The sequence below is a fragment of the Herminiimonas fonticola genome (assembly GCF_040395855.1).
GTDB lineage: Bacteria > Pseudomonadota > Gammaproteobacteria > Burkholderiales > Burkholderiaceae_D > Oxalicibacterium > Oxalicibacterium fonticola_A.
The window spans coordinates 1-20,837 of sequence record NZ_JBEBPO010000038.1 but is presented as its reverse complement, the minus strand read 5'-3'; the positions used below and the strand labels follow the sequence as shown (position 1 = coordinate 20,837).

Annotated in this window: 22 protein-coding genes and 2 pseudogenes; 4 read left to right on the top strand and 20 right to left on the bottom strand. The window is 54.7% G+C overall.

Annotated features, from left to right (window positions below; translation table 11 throughout):
* Together ABWP27_RS06945 and thiS are read right to left on the bottom strand one after the other, a co-directional pair.
* Nucleotides 1-125: pseudogene (locus ABWP27_RS06945) on the bottom strand (thiazole synthase); the annotation flags it as partial.
* Between the two features lie 156 nt (nt 126-281).
* Entirely contained in the window at nt 282-482 is a 201-nt protein-coding gene (gene thiS / locus ABWP27_RS06940) for a sulfur carrier protein ThiS (RefSeq protein ID WP_083781032.1), read from the bottom strand.
* A gap of 218 nt (nt 483-700) precedes the next feature.
* Here thiS and ABWP27_RS06935 point away from each other — a divergent pair, with 218 nt between their 5' ends.
* On the top strand, nt 701-3,601 hold the full coding sequence (locus tag ABWP27_RS06935; RefSeq protein WP_353155120.1) for a valine--tRNA ligase: 2,901 nt from the start codon (nt 701-703) through the stop codon (nt 3,599-3,601).
* A gap of 145 nt (nt 3,602-3,746) precedes the next feature.
* Here ABWP27_RS06935 and ABWP27_RS06930 read toward each other — a convergent pair whose 3' ends face one another.
* The 12 genes from ABWP27_RS06930 to tyrS all read right to left on the bottom strand — a co-directional run bounded on the left by ABWP27_RS06930 (nt 3,747) and on the right by tyrS (nt 13,957).
* On the bottom strand, nt 3,747-4,589 hold the full coding sequence (locus ABWP27_RS06930; protein WP_353155119.1) for a 2-keto-4-pentenoate hydratase: 843 nt from the start codon (nt 4,587-4,589) through the stop codon (nt 3,747-3,749).
* A 185-nt stretch (nt 4,590-4,774) separates the two neighbouring features.
* A complete protein-coding gene (locus ABWP27_RS06925) occupies nt 4,775-5,224 on the bottom strand; it encodes a YaiI/YqxD family protein (protein ID WP_353155118.1) in 450 nt (149 codons plus the stop codon).
* Nucleotides 5,225-5,261: 37 nt separating this feature from the next.
* Nucleotides 5,262-6,320, bottom strand: coding sequence for a Holliday junction branch migration DNA helicase RuvB (ruvB, locus tag ABWP27_RS06920; RefSeq protein WP_353155116.1), 1,059 nt, complete (start codon nt 6,318-6,320; stop codon nt 5,262-5,264).
* A gap of 51 nt (nt 6,321-6,371) precedes the next feature.
* Nucleotides 6,372-6,950, bottom strand: coding sequence for a Holliday junction branch migration protein RuvA (gene ruvA, locus ABWP27_RS06915; RefSeq protein ID WP_353155115.1), 579 nt, complete (start codon nt 6,948-6,950; stop codon nt 6,372-6,374).
* A gap of 72 nt (nt 6,951-7,022) precedes the next feature.
* Complete coding sequence (gene ruvC, locus ABWP27_RS06910; protein ID WP_353155113.1) at nt 7,023-7,565, bottom strand: crossover junction endodeoxyribonuclease RuvC; 543 nt, start codon at nt 7,563-7,565, stop codon at nt 7,023-7,025.
* Between the two features lie 59 nt (nt 7,566-7,624).
* A complete protein-coding gene (gene purH / locus ABWP27_RS06905) occupies nt 7,625-9,190 on the bottom strand; it encodes a bifunctional phosphoribosylaminoimidazolecarboxamide formyltransferase/IMP cyclohydrolase (RefSeq protein WP_353155112.1) in 1,566 nt (521 codons plus the stop codon).
* Nucleotides 9,191-9,365: 175 nt separating this feature from the next.
* A complete protein-coding gene (locus ABWP27_RS06900) occupies nt 9,366-9,599 on the bottom strand; it encodes a helix-turn-helix domain-containing protein (protein ID WP_353155111.1) in 234 nt (77 codons plus the stop codon).
* 88 nt (nt 9,600-9,687) lie between these two features.
* Entirely contained in the window at nt 9,688-10,704 is a 1,017-nt protein-coding gene (dusB, locus tag ABWP27_RS06895) for a tRNA dihydrouridine synthase DusB (protein ID WP_353155109.1), read from the bottom strand.
* Nucleotides 10,705-10,831: 127 nt separating this feature from the next.
* Nucleotides 10,832-11,482: a histidine phosphatase family protein gene (locus ABWP27_RS06890; protein ID WP_353155107.1), complete on the bottom strand. Its 651-nt coding sequence runs from the start codon at nt 11,480-11,482 to the stop codon at nt 10,832-10,834.
* A gap of 3 nt (nt 11,483-11,485) precedes the next feature.
* A complete protein-coding gene (locus ABWP27_RS06885) occupies nt 11,486-12,148 on the bottom strand; it encodes a YbhB/YbcL family Raf kinase inhibitor-like protein (RefSeq protein WP_353155122.1) in 663 nt (220 codons plus the stop codon).
* A gap of 73 nt (nt 12,149-12,221) precedes the next feature.
* Complete coding sequence (dtd, locus tag ABWP27_RS06880; RefSeq protein ID WP_353155106.1) at nt 12,222-12,671, bottom strand: D-aminoacyl-tRNA deacylase; 450 nt, start codon at nt 12,669-12,671, stop codon at nt 12,222-12,224.
* 44 nt (nt 12,672-12,715) lie between these two features.
* Nucleotides 12,716-13,957, bottom strand: a complete 1,242-nt coding sequence (gene tyrS, locus ABWP27_RS06875; protein WP_353155104.1) for a tyrosine--tRNA ligase — start codon at nt 13,955-13,957, stop codon at nt 12,716-12,718.
* 149 nt (nt 13,958-14,106) lie between these two features.
* Between tyrS and ABWP27_RS06870 the strand changes: the two genes are divergently transcribed.
* Both ABWP27_RS06870 and ABWP27_RS06865 read left to right on the top strand, forming a co-directional pair.
* Nucleotides 14,107-15,477 (top strand): M23 family metallopeptidase, encoded by a 1,371-nt coding sequence (locus ABWP27_RS06870; protein ID WP_353155103.1) that lies wholly within the window; start codon nt 14,107-14,109, stop codon nt 15,475-15,477.
* Between the two features lie 94 nt (nt 15,478-15,571).
* Nucleotides 15,572-16,711 carry an anhydro-N-acetylmuramic acid kinase gene (locus tag ABWP27_RS06865; protein WP_353155101.1) on the top strand — a complete coding sequence of 380 codons (1,140 nt, stop codon included), beginning with the start codon at nt 15,572-15,574 and terminating at the stop codon, nt 16,709-16,711.
* An 89-nt stretch (nt 16,712-16,800) separates the two neighbouring features.
* On the opposite strand, the gene erpA is transcribed toward ABWP27_RS06865, so the two are convergent.
* From erpA to rplM, 6 genes are all read right to left on the bottom strand, one after another.
* Nucleotides 16,801-17,151 (bottom strand): iron-sulfur cluster insertion protein ErpA, encoded by a 351-nt coding sequence (gene erpA, locus ABWP27_RS06860; RefSeq protein WP_112992766.1) that lies wholly within the window; start codon nt 17,149-17,151, stop codon nt 16,801-16,803.
* Between the two features lie 50 nt (nt 17,152-17,201).
* Nucleotides 17,202-17,606: a bactofilin family protein gene (locus tag ABWP27_RS06855; protein WP_353155100.1), complete on the bottom strand. Its 405-nt coding sequence runs from the start codon at nt 17,604-17,606 to the stop codon at nt 17,202-17,204.
* A gap of 12 nt (nt 17,607-17,618) precedes the next feature.
* Nucleotides 17,619-18,386 (bottom strand): DUF6776 family protein, encoded by a 768-nt coding sequence (locus tag ABWP27_RS06850; protein ID WP_353155098.1) that lies wholly within the window; start codon nt 18,384-18,386, stop codon nt 17,619-17,621.
* Between the two features lie 18 nt (nt 18,387-18,404).
* Nucleotides 18,405-19,442, bottom strand: a complete 1,038-nt coding sequence (gene argC / locus ABWP27_RS06845; RefSeq protein ID WP_353155096.1) for an N-acetyl-gamma-glutamyl-phosphate reductase — start codon at nt 19,440-19,442, stop codon at nt 18,405-18,407.
* Nucleotides 19,443-19,625: 183 nt separating this feature from the next.
* Nucleotides 19,626-20,018: a 30S ribosomal protein S9 gene (gene rpsI / locus ABWP27_RS06840; protein ID WP_012078160.1), complete on the bottom strand. Its 393-nt coding sequence runs from the start codon at nt 20,016-20,018 to the stop codon at nt 19,626-19,628.
* A 9-nt stretch (nt 20,019-20,027) separates the two neighbouring features.
* Nucleotides 20,028-20,456 carry a 50S ribosomal protein L13 gene (rplM, locus tag ABWP27_RS06835; RefSeq protein ID WP_012078159.1) on the bottom strand — a complete coding sequence of 143 codons (429 nt, stop codon included), beginning with the start codon at nt 20,454-20,456 and terminating at the stop codon, nt 20,028-20,030.
* A 313-nt stretch (nt 20,457-20,769) separates the two neighbouring features.
* Between rplM and ABWP27_RS06830 the strand changes: the two are divergent.
* A pseudogene (locus ABWP27_RS06830) lies at nt 20,770-20,837 on the top strand (OsmC family protein); the annotation flags it as partial.

The following is a 20,837-nucleotide window of genomic DNA, read 5'->3' as shown; positions in this document are numbered from 1 at the left end:
CTGGCCAGGCTGGCTGCGCGTGTTTCCGTCAAATCTTTGTATTTGCCGCTGCCGACCAGCAGGCGCGAGCGATAGGTGGTGCCGGCGATGACGAATGGTGCGTCAGTGAATGTTGATGTGGTCATGGGGATTTCTGATATCGGGATGCCGAGGCGGTCAGGCGTCGTGCAGAATGACGCAAACCGCATTCAAATTAAAGTAAACAATCTTAAACATCGAGGAAACTGTTCATTCCTCACATTCAATTCAGCCCGGATTAAAACACGGGGCGCGACAATGAATCAGCCGCCACCGATGGCGCGCACAACGTCAACACGATCGGCTGCCTGCAACTGTCGCTGTGCCCAGGCGCTACGCGGCACGATTTCACGATTGATCGCCACCGCCACGGCCTTGCCGGCCAACGACAAGCCGGCAATCAGCTCTTCCACGTTCTGATTCGCTGGCAACTGGTGCGCAGCTCCGTTTAGTTCGATTTCCATCATCGCTTCACTATTTTCAATGGGGTGATGTGCTCGCCTGACTTGAAACAAATCGGAGCAAAAATAATTTCATCCTGCAGGATCAGCCTTCTCTTGCATAAAAGTTAAGGCTTGTATCCATCAGCGGAGACCAGAATTCTACCATTTACCTGCATCCCGGGCGATGCATGGCGCATCGTCACTTATAATGCTCGATTCGATTCAATTTTTTCAAAATCATGGAATTAGCCAAGTCTTTCGATCCTGCCGATATAGAAGCGTTCTGGCGCACAGAATGGGAAAAGCGCGGATATTACACCGCCACTACCGATGCCGACAAACCATCCTTCAGCATTCAGTTACCGCCGCCTAACGTAACCGGTACCCTGCATCTGGGACACGGCTTCAACCAGACCATCATGGACGGTTTGACGCGTTACCACCGCATGCGCAACTTCAACACGGCATGGATACCCGGCACAGATCACGCCGGTATCGCCACGCAAATCGTGGTGGAACGTCAGCTCGATGCGCAAAAAATCACGCGTCACGATCTGGGCCGCGAAAAATTCATCGAAAAAGTCTGGGAATGGAAAGAAAAATCCGGCTCCACCATCACCGGCCAGATGCGCCGCCTCGGCACATCACCAGACTGGAGTCGTGAATACTTCACGATGGATGAACCGCGCTCGAAAGTCGTCACCGAAGTATTCGTGCGCCTGGTCGAACAAGGCCTGATCTATCGCGGCAAGCGCCTGGTCAACTGGGACCCGGTGCTCGGCACTGCCGTCTCGGATCTGGAAGTCGTCTCGGAAGAAGAAGACGGCCATATGTGGAATATCCGCTATCCATTGGCAGACGGCTCCACATACAAATTCCCGATTGCATACGACGAAGCCGGCAATGCGACCGAATGGGAAGAGCGCAACTTCATCGTCGTCGCCACCACACGTCCTGAAACCATGCTGGGTGACGTCGCAGTTGCCGTCGATCCTGACGACGAACGCTACATTCACCTGGTCGGCAAGCTGCTGACCTTGCCGCTGTGCGATCGCGCCATTCCCATCATTGCCGACGATTACGTCGACAAGGAATTCGGCACCGGCTGCGTGAAGATCACGCCGGCGCATGACTTCAACGATTACGCCGTCGGCCAGCGTCACAACCTCGACAAGATCGGCGTCCTGACGCTGGATGCCAAGATCAATGAAAACGCACCTGCCGCGTATCAAGGCATGGACAGGTACGTCGCGCGCAAACAGATCGTCGCCGACCTCGATGCACAAGGTTTGCTGGAACTGGTCAAGCCGCACAAACTGATGGTGCCGCGCGGCGATCGCACGAATGCCGTGATCGAACCGATGCTGACCGATCAATGGTTTGTCGCAATGAGCAAACCCGCACCGGAAGGCACGCACTTCCCGGGCAAATCGATTACCGAAGTCGCACTGGAAAAAGTCGCGAACGGCGAAGTAAAACTGCTGCCGGAAAACTGGGCCAATACCTACAACCAGTGGCTCAACAATATTCAGGACTGGTGTATTTCGCGTCAATTGTGGTGGGGCCATCAGATCCCGGCCTGGTACGACAGCGAAGGAAAAGTCTACGTCGCACGCAATGAAGAAGAAGCAAAAACCAAGGCTGCAGCGCAAGGCTATAACGGCCCGCTGACACGCGACGAAGACGTGCTCGATACCTGGTTCTCTTCCGCGCTGGTGCCGTTTTCCACACTGGGCTGGCCGGAAGAAACACCGGACTTCAAAAACTTCCTGCCCTCGTCGGTACTCGTCACCGGCTTCGACATCATTTTCTTCTGGGTCGCGCGCATGGTCATGATGACCACGCACTTCACCGGCAAGGTGCCATTCAACACCGTGTATGTGCATGGCCTGATCCGCGACAGCAGCGGACAGAAAATGTCCAAGTCGAAAGGCAATACGCTCGATCCTATCGATCTGATCGACGGCATCAGCGTCGAAGATCTGGTCGCCAAACGCACGGTCGGCCTGATGAATCCTAAGCAGGCTGCGAGTATCGAAAAAGCCACGCGCAAGGAGTTCCCGGCCGGCATCGCCGCCTACGGTACCGACGCATTGCGCTTCACGATGGCCAGCTATGCCTCTCTGGGTCGCAACATCAATTTCGATTTGCATCGCTGCGAAGGCTATCGCAATTTCTGCAACAAGCTGTGGAATGCAACCCGCTTCGTGCTGATGAATTGCGAAGGTCAGGATTGCGGCTTCGACAAACCGGGGCCATGCGCACCCGGCGATTGCGCGCCCGACGGCTATACCGATTTCTCGCAGGCCGATCGCTGGATCGTCTCCAAGCTGCAACGCACCGAAGCGGATATTGCAAAAGGTTTCGCCGACTATCGCTTCGACAATATCGCGTCATCCTTGTATCAATTCATCTGGGATGAATATTGCGACTGGTATCTGGAAGTTGCGAAGGTGCAAATCCAGACCGGCACCGAAGCGCAACAACGCGCAACGCGTCGCACTCTGCTGCGGGTTTTGGAAACCATTTTGCGTCTGGCGCATCCTGTCATTCCATTCATCACCGAACAGCTGTGGCAAACCGTGGCCCCGCTGGCCGGTCACAAGATGAACCCGCTTGGCGACTCCATCATGATGCAGCCGTATCCGGAAGCACAAGCCGGCAAGCTGGATGAACAGGCGGAAAGCTGGATGGCGGAATTGAAATCCATGACCGATGCATGCCGCAATCTGCGCGGCGAAATGCAGTTGTCGCCGGCCTTGCGCGTGCCGCTGATCATGGAAGCCGGCGATACCGAACAGGCAGCGCGTCTGCAATCGTTCGCACCGTATCTGCAGGCCTTGGCGAAACTGTCGGAAGTCAATGTTGCCGAGCAGTTGCCGGAATCGCCGGCACCGGTGTCCATCGTCGGCGCGGCCAAGCTGATGCTGAAAGTGGAAATCGATGTGGCCGCCGAACGCGAACGTCTGAGCAAGGAAATTGCGCGTCTGGATGGCGAAATCAACAAGGCCAATGCCAAGCTCGGCAATGAAAGTTTCGTTGCCCGCGCACCGGCGCAAGTGGTGGCGCAAGAGAAGGAACGCGTTGCCAACTTCTCTGCCACGCTGGAAAAACTGCGCGAGCAATTTGCCAAGCTGTAATGCGCAATCTGTAACGCAAAGCTGCACCTTGCCGGCCAATTTAACCGGCAAAGAAAAACGCCTGACTTCCTTGATGAAGTCAGGCGTTTTTTATTTCTTGATGTGCTGAATGATGAACGCTATCTCAAGCTCCCACCCTCATGCACTACACAAACGAGAGCGTCATGCCAGGCAAGGCAAGGCCGGAAAAAGCCGTCGACCAGGTTTGTCCCGGCTTGACCGGATACGCATCCGTCAGTGTACCGGTGGCGATGATTTCGCCTGCAGCCAACGGTGCAAACTGCGGTTGCTCTTTCAAGGTTTCATGCAGGTTCAACAGCGCATGCAGCGGGCTATCCAGTACATTGCTGCCGTAGCCCGCGCTATGCAAAGTGAACTCGGCACCTTCGCTGTACGACAGGGAAACGCTGGCTGCGGTCAGGATGTCCGCCAGGTTGCGCCGCGTTGCCGCTGACAGCATGTGCGGTTCGCCGACGATCAAACTGCCGTGAAAACCGAAAGCGGCAACCGCATCGGCCGCTTCAAATTTCCACTCGGGAAACGGACAGGCAACCAGCTCAAAGCCATGCGCCATCCATTCTATGCAATCGGCGATATCGTCCAGCGTCGCATTCTTCTTCGGCGCGCGGCCCAGCTTGAACACGATCTCCGGCTCGATGCGCGGCTGCACTGCACCTGCCAGACTTTGCACGCCCTGATTATTATCGGCATAACGCACGGTATCGTCATAGATATGCGCCCAGATCGGCGCCTTGATGGGTTCGCGTTCGCCGTACTTGGGCCAGATCTTGCGATTGGTAAAACCGATCTTGCGGCCGACCGGCGTTTCGCCCTGTGCGATGCGAATATCGACGATGCACTTGGCAATATCGTAACCGTCGGCAATCGACAAGGAGGTTTCCTTGCTGATACAGGGAATTTGCTGCGAACCCGCTCGGGCGGCCAGTAACTGGTGCGCGTAGCGGTTGGCTTGGGTAGACATCAACATGGGTGGCTCGCGCAGAGAAATGAATGAAGCAAACGAATTGCCTTCGACGCAACATTCTTACATAAGGTTCATATCCTGCAAAGCTGCAAGCTATCTGCAAGTATAAAAAAATGGGATTGCCGGAAGCGCCTGGCATTGAACAATACCGGCGGCAATATGTTGCCATTTCGACCAGTCGACAGGAATTACTTTCCTAGTCGGGTCAAAAAACGATCCAGCTGGTTGGCAAAATTACGCGTGTCACTCTGGCTGAATGCAGCCGGGCCACCAGTATCGACACCACTGCTGCGTAATTCATCCATAAAAGTACGCATTGTCAGTTGTTGCTGAATCGTGTCCTTGGTATAAAACTCGCCGCGCGGATTCAGTGGCAGCCCGCCTTTTTCCAGCACATCGGCAGCCAGCGGGATATCGCCGGTAATGACCAGATCGCCTTCCTGCACCAGGCGCACGATTTCATTATCGGCCACATCGAAGCCGGCCGGCACCTGAATTGCCTTGATAAAGCGTGAGGGCGGCGTGCGCAATAATTTATTCGCCACCAGCGTGACCTGCACTTCCAGCCGGTCGGCAACGCGAAAAAGCACGTCCTTGATCACACTGGGACAGGCGTCGGCATCAACCCAGATTTGCATGGAACTCTTTCAGATGGAATGAGCTGTTATGCGAGGCTTACTGCCCGCCCCACAACTCGCCGTTAGGGCCGGTTTGCGGTGCCGTGACGCCAAAGTGTGCGTACGCCACCGGCGTTGCAATACGACCGCGCGGTGTACGTTGCAAGAAACCCTGCTGGATCAGATACGGCTCCAGCACATCTTCGATGGTGTCGCGCTCTTCGCCTATGGCAGCGGCCAGATTGTCGAGGCCGACCGGGCCGCCATTGAATTTGAACAGCACTGCTTCCAGCAGTTTTCTATCCATCAGATCGAAGCCGACCGGATCGACATCCAGCATCACCAAAGCGGCGTCGGCCATTGCCTTGGTAATTTTTCCATTGCCTTTGACTTCGGCGTAATCACGTACACGACGCAGCAGGCGATTGGCAATACGCGGCGTCCCGCGACTGCGTTTGGCAATCTCGAATGCGCCGTCTTCATCGATAGGTGCATTCAACAGCGACGAGCTACGCGTGACGATCTTCGTCAATTCCAGCGGCGTATAAAACTCCAGCCGGGCCACGATGCCGAAACGATCGCGCAAGGGGTTCGTCAGCATGCCGGCGCGCGTCGTTGCGCCCACCAGCGTGAACGGTTGCAGGTCGAGACGCACTGAACGTGCCGCCGGACCTTCACCGATCATGATGTCGATCTGATAGTCCTCCAGCGCCGGATACAGAATTTCTTCCACCACCGGCGACAGGCGATGTATCTCATCGATGAACAAGACGTCATTGGCTTCGAGGTTGGTCAGCAAGGCCGCCAGATCGCCTGCACGTTCCAGCACCGGGCCGGAAGTCTGGCGCAGATTGACACCCATTTCGCGCGCGATGATGTGCGCCAGCGTGGTCTTGCCCAAACCCGGCGGGCCAAACAATAAAGTGTGATCCAGCGCTTCGCGTCTTTGCCGCGCGGCGGTAATGAATATCTCCAGCTGGCCGCGAATTTTTTCCTGGCCTACATATTCATCAAGTTGTTTGGGACGCAGTGCGCGCTCGATCGCCTCTTCATTGGCGGAAGCGGGCGTGGCAGCAATGATGCGTTGTTCACTGAAATCGTCGGTTTGAATACTCATGGTCGCATTGTAGCGTGAGGGCGGTGGAATTTAATCACAGGGCATCTGCACTCAGGCTTTCGACAATGCCTTCAGCGCCAGCTTGATGCCGTCGGAAACCCCGGTGCCAGCCGGCACCTGCTTCATCGCCAGCAAGGCTTCCTTGTCGGAGTAACCAAGCGCCAGCAGTGCATTCAGAATATCGGATGTGGCATCGCTGTGGATCACACCGCCAGCGGCACCCAGATCGGCGCCGAGTTTGCCTTTCAATTCCAGCAGCAGACGCTCGGCGGTTTTCTTGCCTATGCCTGGAATCTTGGTCAGACGTCCCGCTTCCTGCAGCGTGATCGCGCTCGACAAATCCGCCACCGACATGCCCGACAAAATCGACAAGGCAGTGCGTGCGCCTATGCCGGTGATCTTGACCAGTTGCTTGAACACATTGCGCTCTTCCGCAGTGCCGAAACCGAACAGAATGTGCGCATCTTCACGCACCGTCAGATGCGTCAGCAGCACGACTTTTTCACCCAGGCCGGGCAGATTGTAGAAGGTGCTCATGGGCACGTTGACTTCATAGCCTACGCCATTGCAATCGACCAGCAATTGCGGCGGATTTTTCTCAAGCAGGCTTCCGGAAAGACGACCTATCATCGTGATATGACCTTGCAAATAAGTGGGTGAATCATACAGGACAGCAGTACGCAACAAATAAGGCAGAGCACATTAGCCAACCAGTCGCCCGCCACGCACGCGCAAACCCTTGCGCGCCAGCTCGGGCGCCAGCGCACCCAGCACGCTCAATGCCTCGCCGCTGTGCGCATGACAGATCGCCACACCCAAGGCATCGGCCGCATCGGTGCCGGGCAAACCGGATAGTTTCAACAAGCGTTGCACCATATCCTGCACCTGCGCTTTTTGCGCCTTGCCCTGCCCCACCACTGCCTGCTTGACCTGCAAGGCCGTGTACTCGGCGACAAACAAGTCAGCGCCCACTAATGCGCAAATCGCAGCACCACGTGCCTGTCCGAGCAAAAGAGTCGATTGGGGATTGACGTTGACGAAGACTTTTTCTATCGCCGCGCAATCAGGATTGTAGGTTGCGATCACTTCCGCAACACTGACAAGGATGGTTTTCAGACGCTGCGGCAAATCGGCATCGGGCGTCTTGATGGTACCCGAGGCAATGTAACTAAGCTTGTTGCCCTGCTTCTCGATCACGCCGAAACCGGTAGTACGCAAGCCGGGATCGATGCCGAGAATTTTCATATTGGATATGTGGGCAGAGTGAGGAGTGATGCGACCAAGGTCGCATCACTCTTTTTTGATTAATGACGGAAATGACGTGTGCCAGTCAGCATCATCACGATGCCATGTTCATCAGCTGCATCAATGACTTCCTGATCGCGCATAGAACCACCCGGATGTATCACCGAAGTTGCGCCTGCTTCAACCACGACATCCAGACCATCACGGAACGGGAAGAAGGCATCCGATGCAACGGCAGTACCGACCAGCGACAAACCTGCATTTTGTGCCTTGATCGATGCGATGCGCGCCGAATCGATACGACTCATCTGGCCAGCGCCCACACCCATCGTCATGCCATTGGCACAGAACACGATCGCATTCGATTTGACGAACTTGGCAACGCGCCAGGCAAACATCAGGTCCTGCAATTGCTGCGGTGTCGGTTGTTTTTTACTGACGATTTTCAATTCGGCCAGCGCAACGTTTTTCGCATCCGGCGATTGCACCAGCAAGCCGCCGCCTACGCGTTTGAAGTCGTGGCTGTTGACTGCATCGCCGAGAGGAATTTCCAGCAAGCGGACGTTTTGCTTGGCCGCAAATATTTTCTTTGCCTGCTCGGTAAATGATGGCGCAATCAATACTTCGACAAATTGCTTGGCGACGGCTTCCGCCGCATTGCCATCAACTTCGCGATTGAAGGCAATGATGCCGCCGAAGGCTGAGGTCGGATCGGTTTGCAATGCCTTGCTGTAAGCCTCGAATGGTGTAATGCCGACTGCCACGCCGCAGGGATTCGCGTGCTTGATGATGACGCAAGCTGCCTCATCAAAAGTCTTCACGCATTCCCATGCTGCATCGGCATCGGCGATATTGTTGTACGACAGTTCCTTGCCCTGCAATTGCGTGTAGTTCGCCAATGCACCTGCCTGCGGATTGCTCTCGCGATAGAAAGCTGCCGACTGATGCGGGTTTTCGCCGTAGCGCATTTCCTGCACTTTTTCAAAATGCAGATTCAGCGTAGACGGATAGGAACTACGCGTTGCGTGCTGCTTGTCCGCACCGAGCGAAGTGAAATAATTGGTGATCGCACCGTCGTATTGCGCGGTATGTGCGAACACTTTTTTCGCCAGCGTGAATTTGGTTTCGTACGTTGCTTCACCGTTGTTGGTGTTCAACTCATTCAACACCAGACTGTAATCGGTTGGATCGCAAATGACGATCACATCCTTGTGGTTCTTGGCGGATGAGCGCAGCATCGCCGGGCCGCCGATATCGATATTTTCAATCGCATCTTCCAGCGAACATTCTGCACGTGCAACAGTTTGCTGAAATGGATACAGATTGACGACCACCATGTCGATGGTAGGAATATCGTGTTTGCTCAACGCGGCAACGTGCTCGGGAAAATCGCGCCGCGCCAGAATACCGCCATGCACTTTCGGATGCAGCGTCTTGACGCGGCCGTCCAGCATCTCCGGAAAGCCGGTGTAGTCGGCAACTTCCGTTACCTTGATGCCGTTTTCAGCCAGCAATTTTGCCGTGCCGCCAGTGGATAGAATATTGACACCCATATCGGACAAGGCGCGTGCAAAATCAAGTACGCCTGTTTTGTCGGAAACGGAGATGAGAGCTTGTTTGATCATGATGGGATATGTGGACTAAATTAAATAAGGGAAAGGCGCAAGGCCGTCTATCTTCGCGGGCTTGCTGCCCTTGCCTTATTTACTTCCTGCGCGAATAACAGGAAGAAAGGTATTACAGCAGACGTTCTGAATTACGTATTTCCGAATTACTTTTACAACTGTTTGTACCCGCGCCTTACAACATGTCGTGCTGTTGCAGTTTCTTGCGCAGGGTATTGCGATTGATACCCAGCATATCGGCAGCGTGCGACTGATTACCTTCTGCACGCGCCATGACCGCTTCGAGTATCGGTTTTTCGACAGTAAACACCACCATCTCGTAAACATTCGATGGCATTTGCTCGCCCAGATCCCTGAAATATTTTTCCAGGCTTTTCTTGACGACGTCTTGAATATTATCTTTGCTCATGTGCTTTGTTGATACGCGTTTTTATAATCGTTTTTATAAACTTTCGGAGCCGACCATCACCATATCAATGACAATGATGGACCGGTTATCAGGCGGCCAACTTTTCTTCAGTCGGACGATATTGTAACCGTTCGCCATGCATCAGTTGCAATTCAAAAAATGCATTCACGGCCGCCAGTTGCTCTTCACAATCTTCCAGGCGGTTCATCTGCTGGCGAAATGTTTCCCCGCCTATCAGCTCGCGTACATACCAGCCTATGTGTTTGCGCGCCGTGCGTACGCCCAGATACTCGCCGTAAAAAGCATAGTGTGCGCGCAAATGTTCATCCATCAGCGACCGCACTTCAGAGATCAGCGGCGCCGGCAGATAACTACCTGTGCGCAGATAATGATCAATCTCGCGAAAGATCCAAGGCCGTCCCTGCGCCGCACGACCGATCATGATCGCATCGGCACCGGTAGTTTCCAGCACGAACCTGGCCTTCTCCGGCGTCGTGATATCACCATTGGCCACCACCGGAATCGACACTGCCGCCTTGACCGCCTTGATCATGTCGTACTCTGCATCGCCGCTATAACCATCGGCCCGCGTGCGGCCGTGCAAGGTCAACATCGCAATACCGCTTTGTTCAGCAATGCGCGCAATATTCAACGCATTCTTGTGTGCCCTGTCCCAGCCGGTACGAAATTTCAGCGTAACGGGAACGTCCACTGCCGACACCACCGCTTCGAGAATTTCGGCCACCAGCGATTCGTGTTGCAACAAGGCAGAACCGCACCAGCTGTTGCAGACTTTCTTGACCGGACAACCCATATTGATGTCGATGATTTGCGCACCGCGATCGACGTTGAATTTTGCACATTCAGCCAGCATCACAGGATCGGCACCAGCGATCTGCACTGCCTTCGGCTCCACTTCGCCATCGTGATTGGTCCGGCGCGTGGATTTGTCGGTCGCCCACAAACGCGGATTGGAAGCGGCCATCTCGGACACCGCATAACCTGCACCCAGTTGCTTGCACAACTGGCGAAACGGTCTATCGGTCACCCCCGCCATCGGAGCGACAAACACATTGTTCGGGAGAGTATAAGGACCGATGTTCACGACGCAGGCCAACAGTGGGGAAAGCGCTATTTTATCTGCATCTGCCAGCGCGTCAGGCGCGTTTTAGATGAAATGCAATGAAATAAGGCAAACGTTGTATTTCACGGCATTTTTGTTATCAATCTGCTTATGCTGCGTTATCGCTTTCATCCAGCGCCGCATGCGCAAGATGCGCAACGTCTGCCCATTTCAGTATCTGAAAATGCGTCCCATCCCAGCTGACGCGATTGATACTGGCATTGAGCACATCGAAATCGCGCGGATGTTCGTAACCCATATTCTTTGCATGGCGATAAACGGAATCGAGCACGCCGCCATGCGTGACGATGGCAATTTTTTTATGCCCTGATGTTTCTGCCAGACTCGTAATGGCGGCAATCGCGCGCGCTGAAAATTCACGCAGCGTTTCTGCATGAAACTCGCCTGGCGGATAACGCGCATCGATATCGCGCCTTTTCCAGGCCGCATAACCTTCCGGATAGCGCGCATGGATTTCAGGATGAAGCATGCCCTCAAAAGCACCAAAGCAGCGTTCGCGCAAACCCTTGTTCAGTTGCACATCCATGCCGCGCGGAATCGCAATTCCCTGCGCCGTCGCCCACGCGCGCTTCAAGTCGCTGGAAAAAATTGCATCCAGCGGCTCATTCAGCAAGGCGCGGCCAAGCGCCGCCACCTGTCGCACGCCTTCGCGATTCAAATCGATATCGTGATGTCCCTGCAGGCGCTTCTCGACATTCCAATCGGTTTCGCCGTGGCGAATCAACAGTATTTCAGTCATGTTTTATTTCGTTGTAGGCAACACAGCCGGATTCAATCCATACCATCCGCAAATGCTGGCCTGCGCCAGTACATGCCCGGCAATCGCATCGCGTACTTGCGCACCCGTGAACTTGCCATCAACCGGAGCCCGTGCAATATCCAGTGCGTACAAGGTAAATACATAACGATGCACGATCGCATCGTTCCACGGCGGACACGGACCGTCGTAACCAAAATAGTCACCCGCCATCTGCGCATCCTGCGCAAACCAGCCGGTGTAATCGTTGAGGCCCTGACGTGGATTAATCTGTGCACCGTCTATCGGCGACGTGGCGATAGACGGGCCGGATTTGCCGCGCGGCGTCACGCCATCGCTGAATGAAGCGGCGGCAATATGAGATGTGCCGGGCGGCACATCGACCAGCACCCAGTGAAAGAAATCGACGCGCGGCAAATCGGCCGGCACTGTTTTACCTTCCTGATTAACATCGTCGCCGCGCGAAGGCACATCAGGATCATGCACGATCAAGGCCAGCGATTTTGCACCGGCAGGTACATCGCTCCACGCCAGATGCGGATTTTTATTGGCAGACAAGGCGACATGCGTCACCGGATCGATCACGCAAAATGCGTAGGCACCAGGAATCGCGGCACCTTCTTTAAAAGAATCACTCCATAGCTTCATCATGTGCTCGACTCTCGGTTGGTGATTTATGTTGAATGCTTTTGCAATGCTTGTTGCGCAGAATGCGGGCATTTCAAAGCGGCGGTTTTACCTGCAACCAGAATGTCACCGGCCCATCGTTGGTCAATGATACCTGCATGTCGGCGCCGAACGCTCCAGTCGCAACTTGCGCATGTCGCTGTGCGGCCTGTGCAACAAAATAATCAAACAAATCGCGTGCCAGTGCGGGCGCAGCTGCCGGCGTAAAGGACGGGCGCGTACCGGAACCGGTATCGGCGGCCAGCGTGAATTGCGGCACCAGCAACAAACCGCCGGTCACATCCATCACACTGCGATTCATCTTGCCTGCATCGTCGGCAAACACGCGATACGACAGCAACTTGCCCAGCAAGGTATCCGCTTCCTTCTGCGTGTCGCCGCGCTCTGCGCAAACCAGCACCATCAAACCTGCATCGATGGCGCCTACCGTGACATCGTTCACCACAACGCTGGCGCGCGTGACTCGCTGCAGCAAGGCAATCATGCGGCAACTTTACGCAAACAGGTCAAGGAAAGAGGTTTGCACATTCAGGACAGCGTGACGCGCGCAAATTTGCGCTTGCCCACCTGCACCACGACTGTGCCCGCTTCCACTTTCAAGGCTTTGTCGCTGATTACCGTACCGTCGATACGTACGCCGCCCTGCTCGACCATGCGCAAGGCTTCGGAGGTCGAAGCACACAGATTTGCCTGCTTCAGCAATTGGCCAATACCGAGCGGCGCACCGCTCAAAGCCAGCTCGGGAATATCGTCCGGAATGCCGCCCTTGGAGCGATTGACGAAATCGGCCAGCGCATCTTCGGCCGCTTGCACCGAGTGGAAGCGCGCAACGATTTCCTGCGCCAGCAAGACCTTGATGTCGCGCGGATTGCGGCCGCCCTCGACTTCCTGCTTGAACTGCGCAATCTCAGCCAGCGAACGGAACGACAGCAATTCGTAGTAACGCCACATCATCACATCGGAAATACTCATCAGCTTGGCGAACATCGTGTTGCCCGGCTCGGTGATCCCAATGTAATTGCCTTTGGATTTGGACATCTTTTCGACGCCGTCCAGGCCTTCCAGCAAAGGCATGGTCAAAATGCATTGCTGCTCCTGACCGTAACTCTTTTGCAATTCGCGCCCAACCAGCAAATTGAATTTCTGATCGGTGCCGCCCAATTCCAGATCGGACTTCAGCGCCACCGAATCGTAGCCCTGCATCAGCGGGTACAGGAATTCATGCAGTGAAATCGGCGTATTCGACTGAAAACGCTTGGTGAAATCTTCGCGCTCCAGTATCCGCGCCACCGTGTATTTTGCCGACAGCTCGATCATTCCGCGTGCGCCCAGAGGATCGCACCATTCGGAGTTGTAACGGATCTCGGTGCGCGCCGGGTCCAGCACCAGGCTGGCTTGCGCAAAATAGGTCTTCGCGTTCTCGCTGATCTGCTCTTTGGTCAACGGCGGACGCGTGATGTTGCGCCCGGACGGGTCACCTATCATCGAGGTGAAATCACCGATCAAAAAGATCACCTGATGGCCCAGATCTTGCAGCTGACGCATCTTGTTCAGAACGACAGTGTGTCCAAGGTGCAAATCCGGTGCGGTAGGATCCAGGCCGAGTTTGATGCGCAAAGGCTTGCCGCTTTGTTCGGAGCGCGCCAGTTTTTGCATGAATTCAGACTCGATCAACAATTCTTCAACGCCGCGTTTGGCGACCGTCAAGGCCTCCTGCACTGCGTCGGAGAGAGGCAATAGTGTCGCTTTGCTACTTGAAGAAACGTCCATGTTTTGGAAAAAAATTGTAAGAAATAGGGGTAAGAAAAGCAGAAGTGGTTACAATGCTTTTCGATACGATTTTCAGCTACTTATAACCTTGCCGTTCATCAACAATAAAAGCAAGAGCACTGAACAAGCGGCAGATTTTAACTTATTGCATGTTCACATTAAATAAATTCCTGAGCGCAAGCTCTCGTTGCAAAAGTCTTTTACTCGGCTCCTCTCGCAAGACACGCGTCATTTCCGGCTCCGCACTGGTGCTGGCAGTATGCGCTTTTGGCGCAGCAGGCGTGGCGCCCATGGCACCCGATGCAGACAATTTGCCGATCAAATCCATTACGCAGGAATTGGCCCTGCCGCATCTGGCCGAGCAAATCGCCGCGCTGGAAGCCAAGCCGCAAAACTATATCAGCGAAGAACGGGTGCGTCCCGGCGATACGCTGGCAACCTTGCTCGACCGCCTGGGTGTAGATGACAACGAGGCAGCCGCCTTCATCAAGTCAGATCCGATTGCCCGCAACGTCATGCAATTGAAAGCCGGCAAACGCGTGCAGGCGCAAACCGACGCCAACGGTGAATTGAACTGGCTCAGCAGTACAGTTTCCGGCGGCCGCAACGAAGCGCTTACGAATATCGTCATCACGCGCGAAGGCAATCGCCTCAAGGCGGCCGAAATGCCGGTTGCAATGGAAAAACGCATCGAAATGCGCTCCGGCACCATCCGCTCCTCGCTGTTTGCCGCGACCGATGCAGCGCAAATCCCCGACAACATTGCATCGCAAATCGTTGACATGTTTTCCACCAACATCGACTTCGGTTCCGATCTGCGCCGTGGCGATCGCTTCAACGTGGTCTATGAAACCTTTTGGCAAAACGGCGAGTACGTACACGCCGGCCGCGTACTGGCGGGCGAATTCATGAACGGCCCGGCAACATATCAATCGGTCTGGTTTGAAGAACCAGGCAACACGCAAAGCGGCGGCTATTACAGCTTCGACGGCAAATCATTGAAAAAAGCCTTCCTGAAATCGCCACTGGAATTTTCGCGTATCTCATCCGGCTTCTCGCTGCGCAAGCATCCGATTTCCGGCAAGTGGAAAGCGCATAAGGGCGTTGATTTCGCCGCCGCGACTGGCACCGCCATCCGCGCTTCCGGCGATGGCGTCATCGATTTCGCCGGCACACAAGGCGGCTACGGCAATGTGGTCGTGATCAAGCACTGGTCGAAATATTCCACCGCCTACGCCCACATGAGCCGCTTTGCCCCCAATATGCGCAAAGGCACCAAAGTCAGCCAGGGCCAGGTAATCGGCTATGTCGGCACCACCGGCTGGTCGACCGGCCCGCATTTGCACTATGAATTCCGCGTCAACAACGAAGCACGCGATCCAATGTCGGTTGATATCCCGAATGCGGCGCCTTTGACCGCGGCGCAAATGCAGCGTTTCCGCAACGTCGCTGGCGATATGTCGCACCGCTTTGCGTTGCTGGTTCCGGAAAACAGCAATACCCGGCTGGCCGCGAAATAAGCAAAACACACCCGCTGCGTAAAACTGCAGCAAAAAACCGTTCGTTCAGTGCAGAGTGACTTAAAATCACTTTATCCTGACGAACGGTTTTTTTATGTCCACTCCTGATTCCCGCTCCGCTCTTTTCATCGGCCTGATGTCCGGCACCAGCCTCGATGGCGTTGATGGCGTGCTGACCGCATTTTCCCCCGATGGCGTGCCGCAACAAACCCTGGCCGCTACCTACATTGCGTTTTCGGACTCTTTACGCGCCGAACTGATGGCGCTGCAAACCGCAGGGCCGGATGAAATCCACCGCGAAGCCCTGGCCGCCCATCAGCTGGCCGAATACTATGCAGAATGCGTAATTGTACTGTTGCGCGAAGCGAAAGTCGCACCAGAAACCGTACTGGCAATCGGCGCGCACGGGCAAACCATACGACACAGACCGGAAGCCGGTTACACGCGCCAGACCAATAACCCGGCCTCGCTGGCCGAATGGACGGGTATCGATGTAGTGGCGGATTTTCGCAGTCGCGATATCGCTGCCGGCGGCCAGGGTGCACCGCTGGTGCCGGCCTTCCATCACGCGCTGTTTAGCGATGCCGAAGAAGACCGCGTGCTCGTCAATATCGGCGGCATCTGCAATATCAGTGTGTTGTCGCACGATCGCAATGCCCCTGTGATCGGCTTCGATACCGGCCCCGGCAACGTCTTGATGGATGCATGGATAGCGCAGCACAACGGCCAGCCTTATGACACCAATGGTGACTGGGCGAAGACCGGCAAGGTGCATGCCGAACTGTTGAAAGCACTGCGCGACGAGGAATTTTTCAGCATGCCGCCACCAAAAAGCACGGGGCGCGACCTGTTTCATCCGGCCTGGCTGGCACACAAACTGGCCGGCTTCCCGCAAATACACAGCGCCGATGTACAGGCCACATTGGCCGTTTTCACGGCGACCACCTTGAGCGATGCGATCAGGGCGCATGCCCCGCAAACCCAGGCAGTCTATGTGTGTGGCGGCGGCGCCTACAACGATTACCTGATGACGCTGATCCACTATGCGCTCAAGCGGCACAATCCATCGATACGGCTGGCGTCGACTGCTGCGCTAGGCGTGGCACCGAATCAGATGGAGGCGCTGGCCTTTGCGTGGCTGGCGCAACGCTTTTACATGCGCGAACCAGGCAATCTGCCGTCCGTAACGGGCGCACGCGGCTTGCGCATTCTGGGTGCGTTGTATCCGGCCTGAGTTTCCATTAGCGATACAGACATAAAAAAAGCGCAGAGTCTTCTGCGCTTTTTTTGTTTCAGACCCTGAGGTCCAAAGGAGAGCCGATATCAGGCCGAAAAAGACGAGCCGCAACCGCAAGTTGTGGTGGCGTTAGGATTCTTGATGACGAATTGCGCGCCTTCCAGATCGTCCTTGTAATCGATTTCTGCGCCGACCAGATACTGGTAGCTCATCGAATCGATCAACAGTTGTACGCCGTTCTTTTCCATCGTGGTGTCGTCTTCGTTGACGATTTCATCAAACGTGAAACCGTACTGGAAGCCGGAGCAACCACCGCCCTGTACAAACACGCGTAATTTCAGATCCGGATTACCTTCATCTTCGATCAGTTCGGCAACCTTCGCAGCAGCGCTGTCGCTGAAGAGGATAGGGGATGGCATTTCGGCAATTGCATTCATTTCAGACTCCTGCTGGAAAACGGTACTTCATTATAGACCTGAGTCAAACTTTACGTATTATTGGCGGCAAGGACAGGCATAGCCAGCTTCAGAATCGGCTCGTCCATCGTATCGTGCGTCAATTTCCCCGAGACGACGGCACCGCCGTGCATCTCCAGTGCCTTGTAATGCACATCGCCAGTTATGCGGGCTTTCGGCTGCAATTCAAGCAGTTCCGACGAAAATACCGGCCCGACGATGACGCCGTTGACGAGCAAATGCGCAACGCGCACCTCGCCTTCGACCTTGGCATGCTCGGAAATGACCAGCATGCTGGTTTCATCTTCATCGGCGATCACATCACCCTTCACGCAGCCATCGATGCGCAATCCGCCCTTGAAATGCACGTTACCTGCAATATTCGTCGCAGCGCCAATCAAACTATCAATCGTACTTTTGGTTTTACGGCCAAACATGATGTCGCTCCTTTACAAATCTGTAGACTGTTGCGCACGCATCGTGCCTTTTTCAAGAACCTTGATCTGGACCGATTTGGCTGTTGCCCCCTCCGGCAGGGCAAGCACTCCTTCGATACGCTGATAATGCTTGAACGATAACCTGAATTTATCCGCGGCGTCCGGTTTCGGGAGGGTCATCATAGCACTTTTGCCCTCCTGCACCAGTGTCACAATCAGCTGATAATTCCCTGTGAAATCAGTCACCAGTTTACCGCCTTGCATTAACAATAGTCGATAGCGCAATTGTCCCGGCTCAGCCATGTCCACCTTGAAACGGCGTATCGTGATGCCTTGCGCCCCGGTATTGGTTGGCAACAGGCTCTCGAAGAAGGACAGATCATCCTTGAGCTTGATGTTTTCCGACTCCAGCGTCTTGATCTGTCGGGTAAGTTGCGCCTGCAGCGAACGCTCTATATTCAACTGGCTTTCCGCTGCATTGACCGTGGTTTGAAAACGATCGCGCTCGGCGCTGACCTGCTTGACCTGCTCCTGAATCTCGGCCAGTTGCGTCGCGCTTGCTCCCTTGTTGAAACCAGTGAAGCTGCGTCCCAAATCGTAAGCCCACATCGCAATCGCCGCACTCAAACCCAGCACGACGGCAATCACGATCACGCGCAACGGCCAGGGAAGATGATTCTTGATCGTCATCCGCGGCGCAGAAATAGACCACCGCTGCCACCACAGCTTGCGCTGCAAGGATTTGAAAACCGGCTTCGGCGCCTGCTTTGCCTTCGTCATGCTATTGCGCGCGTTTCATTAAGGCAGTACCGGCACGTGCAACAAACCGGTTGTTTCCGGCAGATTGAACATCAAATTCATGCACTGCACCGCCTGGCCGGAAGCGCCCTTTACCAGATTATCCTGCACGACCAATATCACGATCGTGTCGCCATCATTTGGGCGATGCAAGGCAATGCGCAACATATTTGATGCGCGCGTGGAGCGCGTTTCAGGATGCGAACCGAAAGGCATCACATCGACAAAAGGCTCGTTGGCGTAGGCATTTTCAAACAAGGCTTGCAAGGCAGCGTTGTCCATCTCTTTTGTCAGGCGCGCATAAATCGTCGAATGCATGCCGCGTATCATCGGCACCAGATGCGGCGCAAACAGCAAGCCGACTTTATTTCCGGTCAGAGTCTGCAAGCGCTCTACAGTTTCAGGCGAATGCCTGTGGCCGGATACGCCATACGCTTTGAAATTATCACCAGCCTCGGAAAACAGCGTCGCCACTTCCGCCTTGCGACCGGCACCCGACACACCCGATTTGCAATCGGCGATCAAATGTGAGGCATCGATGACATCTGCTTTCAGCAGCGGCGCCAAGCCCAGTTGCATCGTCGTCGGGTAACAGCCGGGATTGCCGACGATACGCGCCTTGCGAATCGCATCGCGGTTCAGTTCAACCAGGCCGTAAGCAGCTTCTTTCAGCAGCTCAGGGCAGCTGTGCGGCATCTTGTACCACTTCTCGAACGCAGCCGTGTCTTGCAAACGGAAGTCGGCCGCCAGATCGATGACCTTGACGCCGGCCGCCAGCAACCCCGGCGCTTGCGCCATCGCCACGCCGTGCGGCGTGGCGAAAAAGACCACATCACATTCAGTTAATTTAGCCTTGTCCGGCGATGAAAACGCCAGATCCACGCGGCCGCGCAACGACGGGAACATATCGGCAACCGGCAAGCCATCTTCCTTGCGCGAAGTAATCGCGGTCAATTCGACTTCAGGATGTGTCGCCAAAATGCGCAGCAACTCAACACCCGTATAACCGGTACCACCGACGATGCCAACCTTGATCATGTTTCTTCCTAGCAAACTTTACTGAGTTTTATTTTAACAGGCGATGCCGCCGCATTGCTTGGGCAACGTCAGGAAAAGATGTAACACATGGGCTTGAATAAACCGGGCCCAGATGAAAAAAGCCGCCAGGTGCAAACCAGGCGGCTTTTCGGTGCGCTGAAAACGCGCGCACTTTCGTGAATATTAACGCTTGGAGAATTGCTTTGCGCGACGAGCTTTGCGCAGACCAACTTTTTTACGTTCAACTTCACGTGCATCGCGAGTAACGAAGCCGGCTTTCGACAGTTCCGATTTCAAGGTTGCATCGTAGTCGATCAAGGCACGGGTGATGCCATGACGCACAGCGCCCGCTTGACCGGATTCGCCGCCGCCATTGACGTTAACCATGATGTCGAAGGTTTCGACATTGTTGGTCAATTCCAGAGGTTGACGAATCACCATCAGACCGGTTTCGCGCGAAAAATATTCATTCGCTGGCTTGCCGTTGACGACGATCTGGCCGGAGCCCGATTTGATGAAGACGCGAGCCACTGCACTCTTGCGACGGCCGGTTCCGTAATTGTAGTTACCGATCATGTCTATTCCTTAGAGTTCAAGTGCTTTAGGTTGCTGCGCAGCGTGCGGATGAGTTGCCTCAGCGTACACTTTGAGCTTCTTGATCATCGCGTAGCCGAGTGGGCCTTTAGGCAACATGCCTTTGACCGCTTTCTCAAGCGCGCGACCCGGAAAACGCTGTTGCATTTTCAGGAAGTTGGTTTCATAGATACCGCCTGGGTAACCCGAGTGGCGATAGTATGTTTTTTCTGTTGCTTTGGTACCGGTCACGCGCAGTTTGCCTGCGTTGATCACGACGATGAAATCGCCGGTGTCGACGTGAGGAGTAAATTCCGGTTTGTGTTTGCCGCGCAGTCGGAGTGCCACTTCGCTGGCAACACGTCCGAGGACTTTGTCCGTCGCGTCAATCACGAACCAATCGCGCTGGACTTCGTGTCCTTTAGCGGAGAAGGTTTTCATGATGACTTCCTAAATAATTAAATCGCTCAAAATGGTGGTTACGCGCATCACTTCACACGTACTCGGCCTTGTTATCTCTTCCTGAGCAAACGAAAGAACCGCAGATTATAGACTTTTCAAGGACTTAGCGTCAAATTTAACTGCCTATTTCGCTTGAAATCGCAGGTAAAACGTTGCGATCTATCCGGTTTGATGCAAAAAAATTATTGAATTTGCATCCATCAGGCAATTTTCGCGCTTCTTCACGCTTATTCAATTCCCCCGTCAACAGTTACAATGACACAAAATCAACCCGCAACTTTACGAGAACACCATGGAATGCACAGTACGCTGGACCGGCTTGTCCGGCATGACCTTTTTAGCTGAAACCGGCTCCGGCCA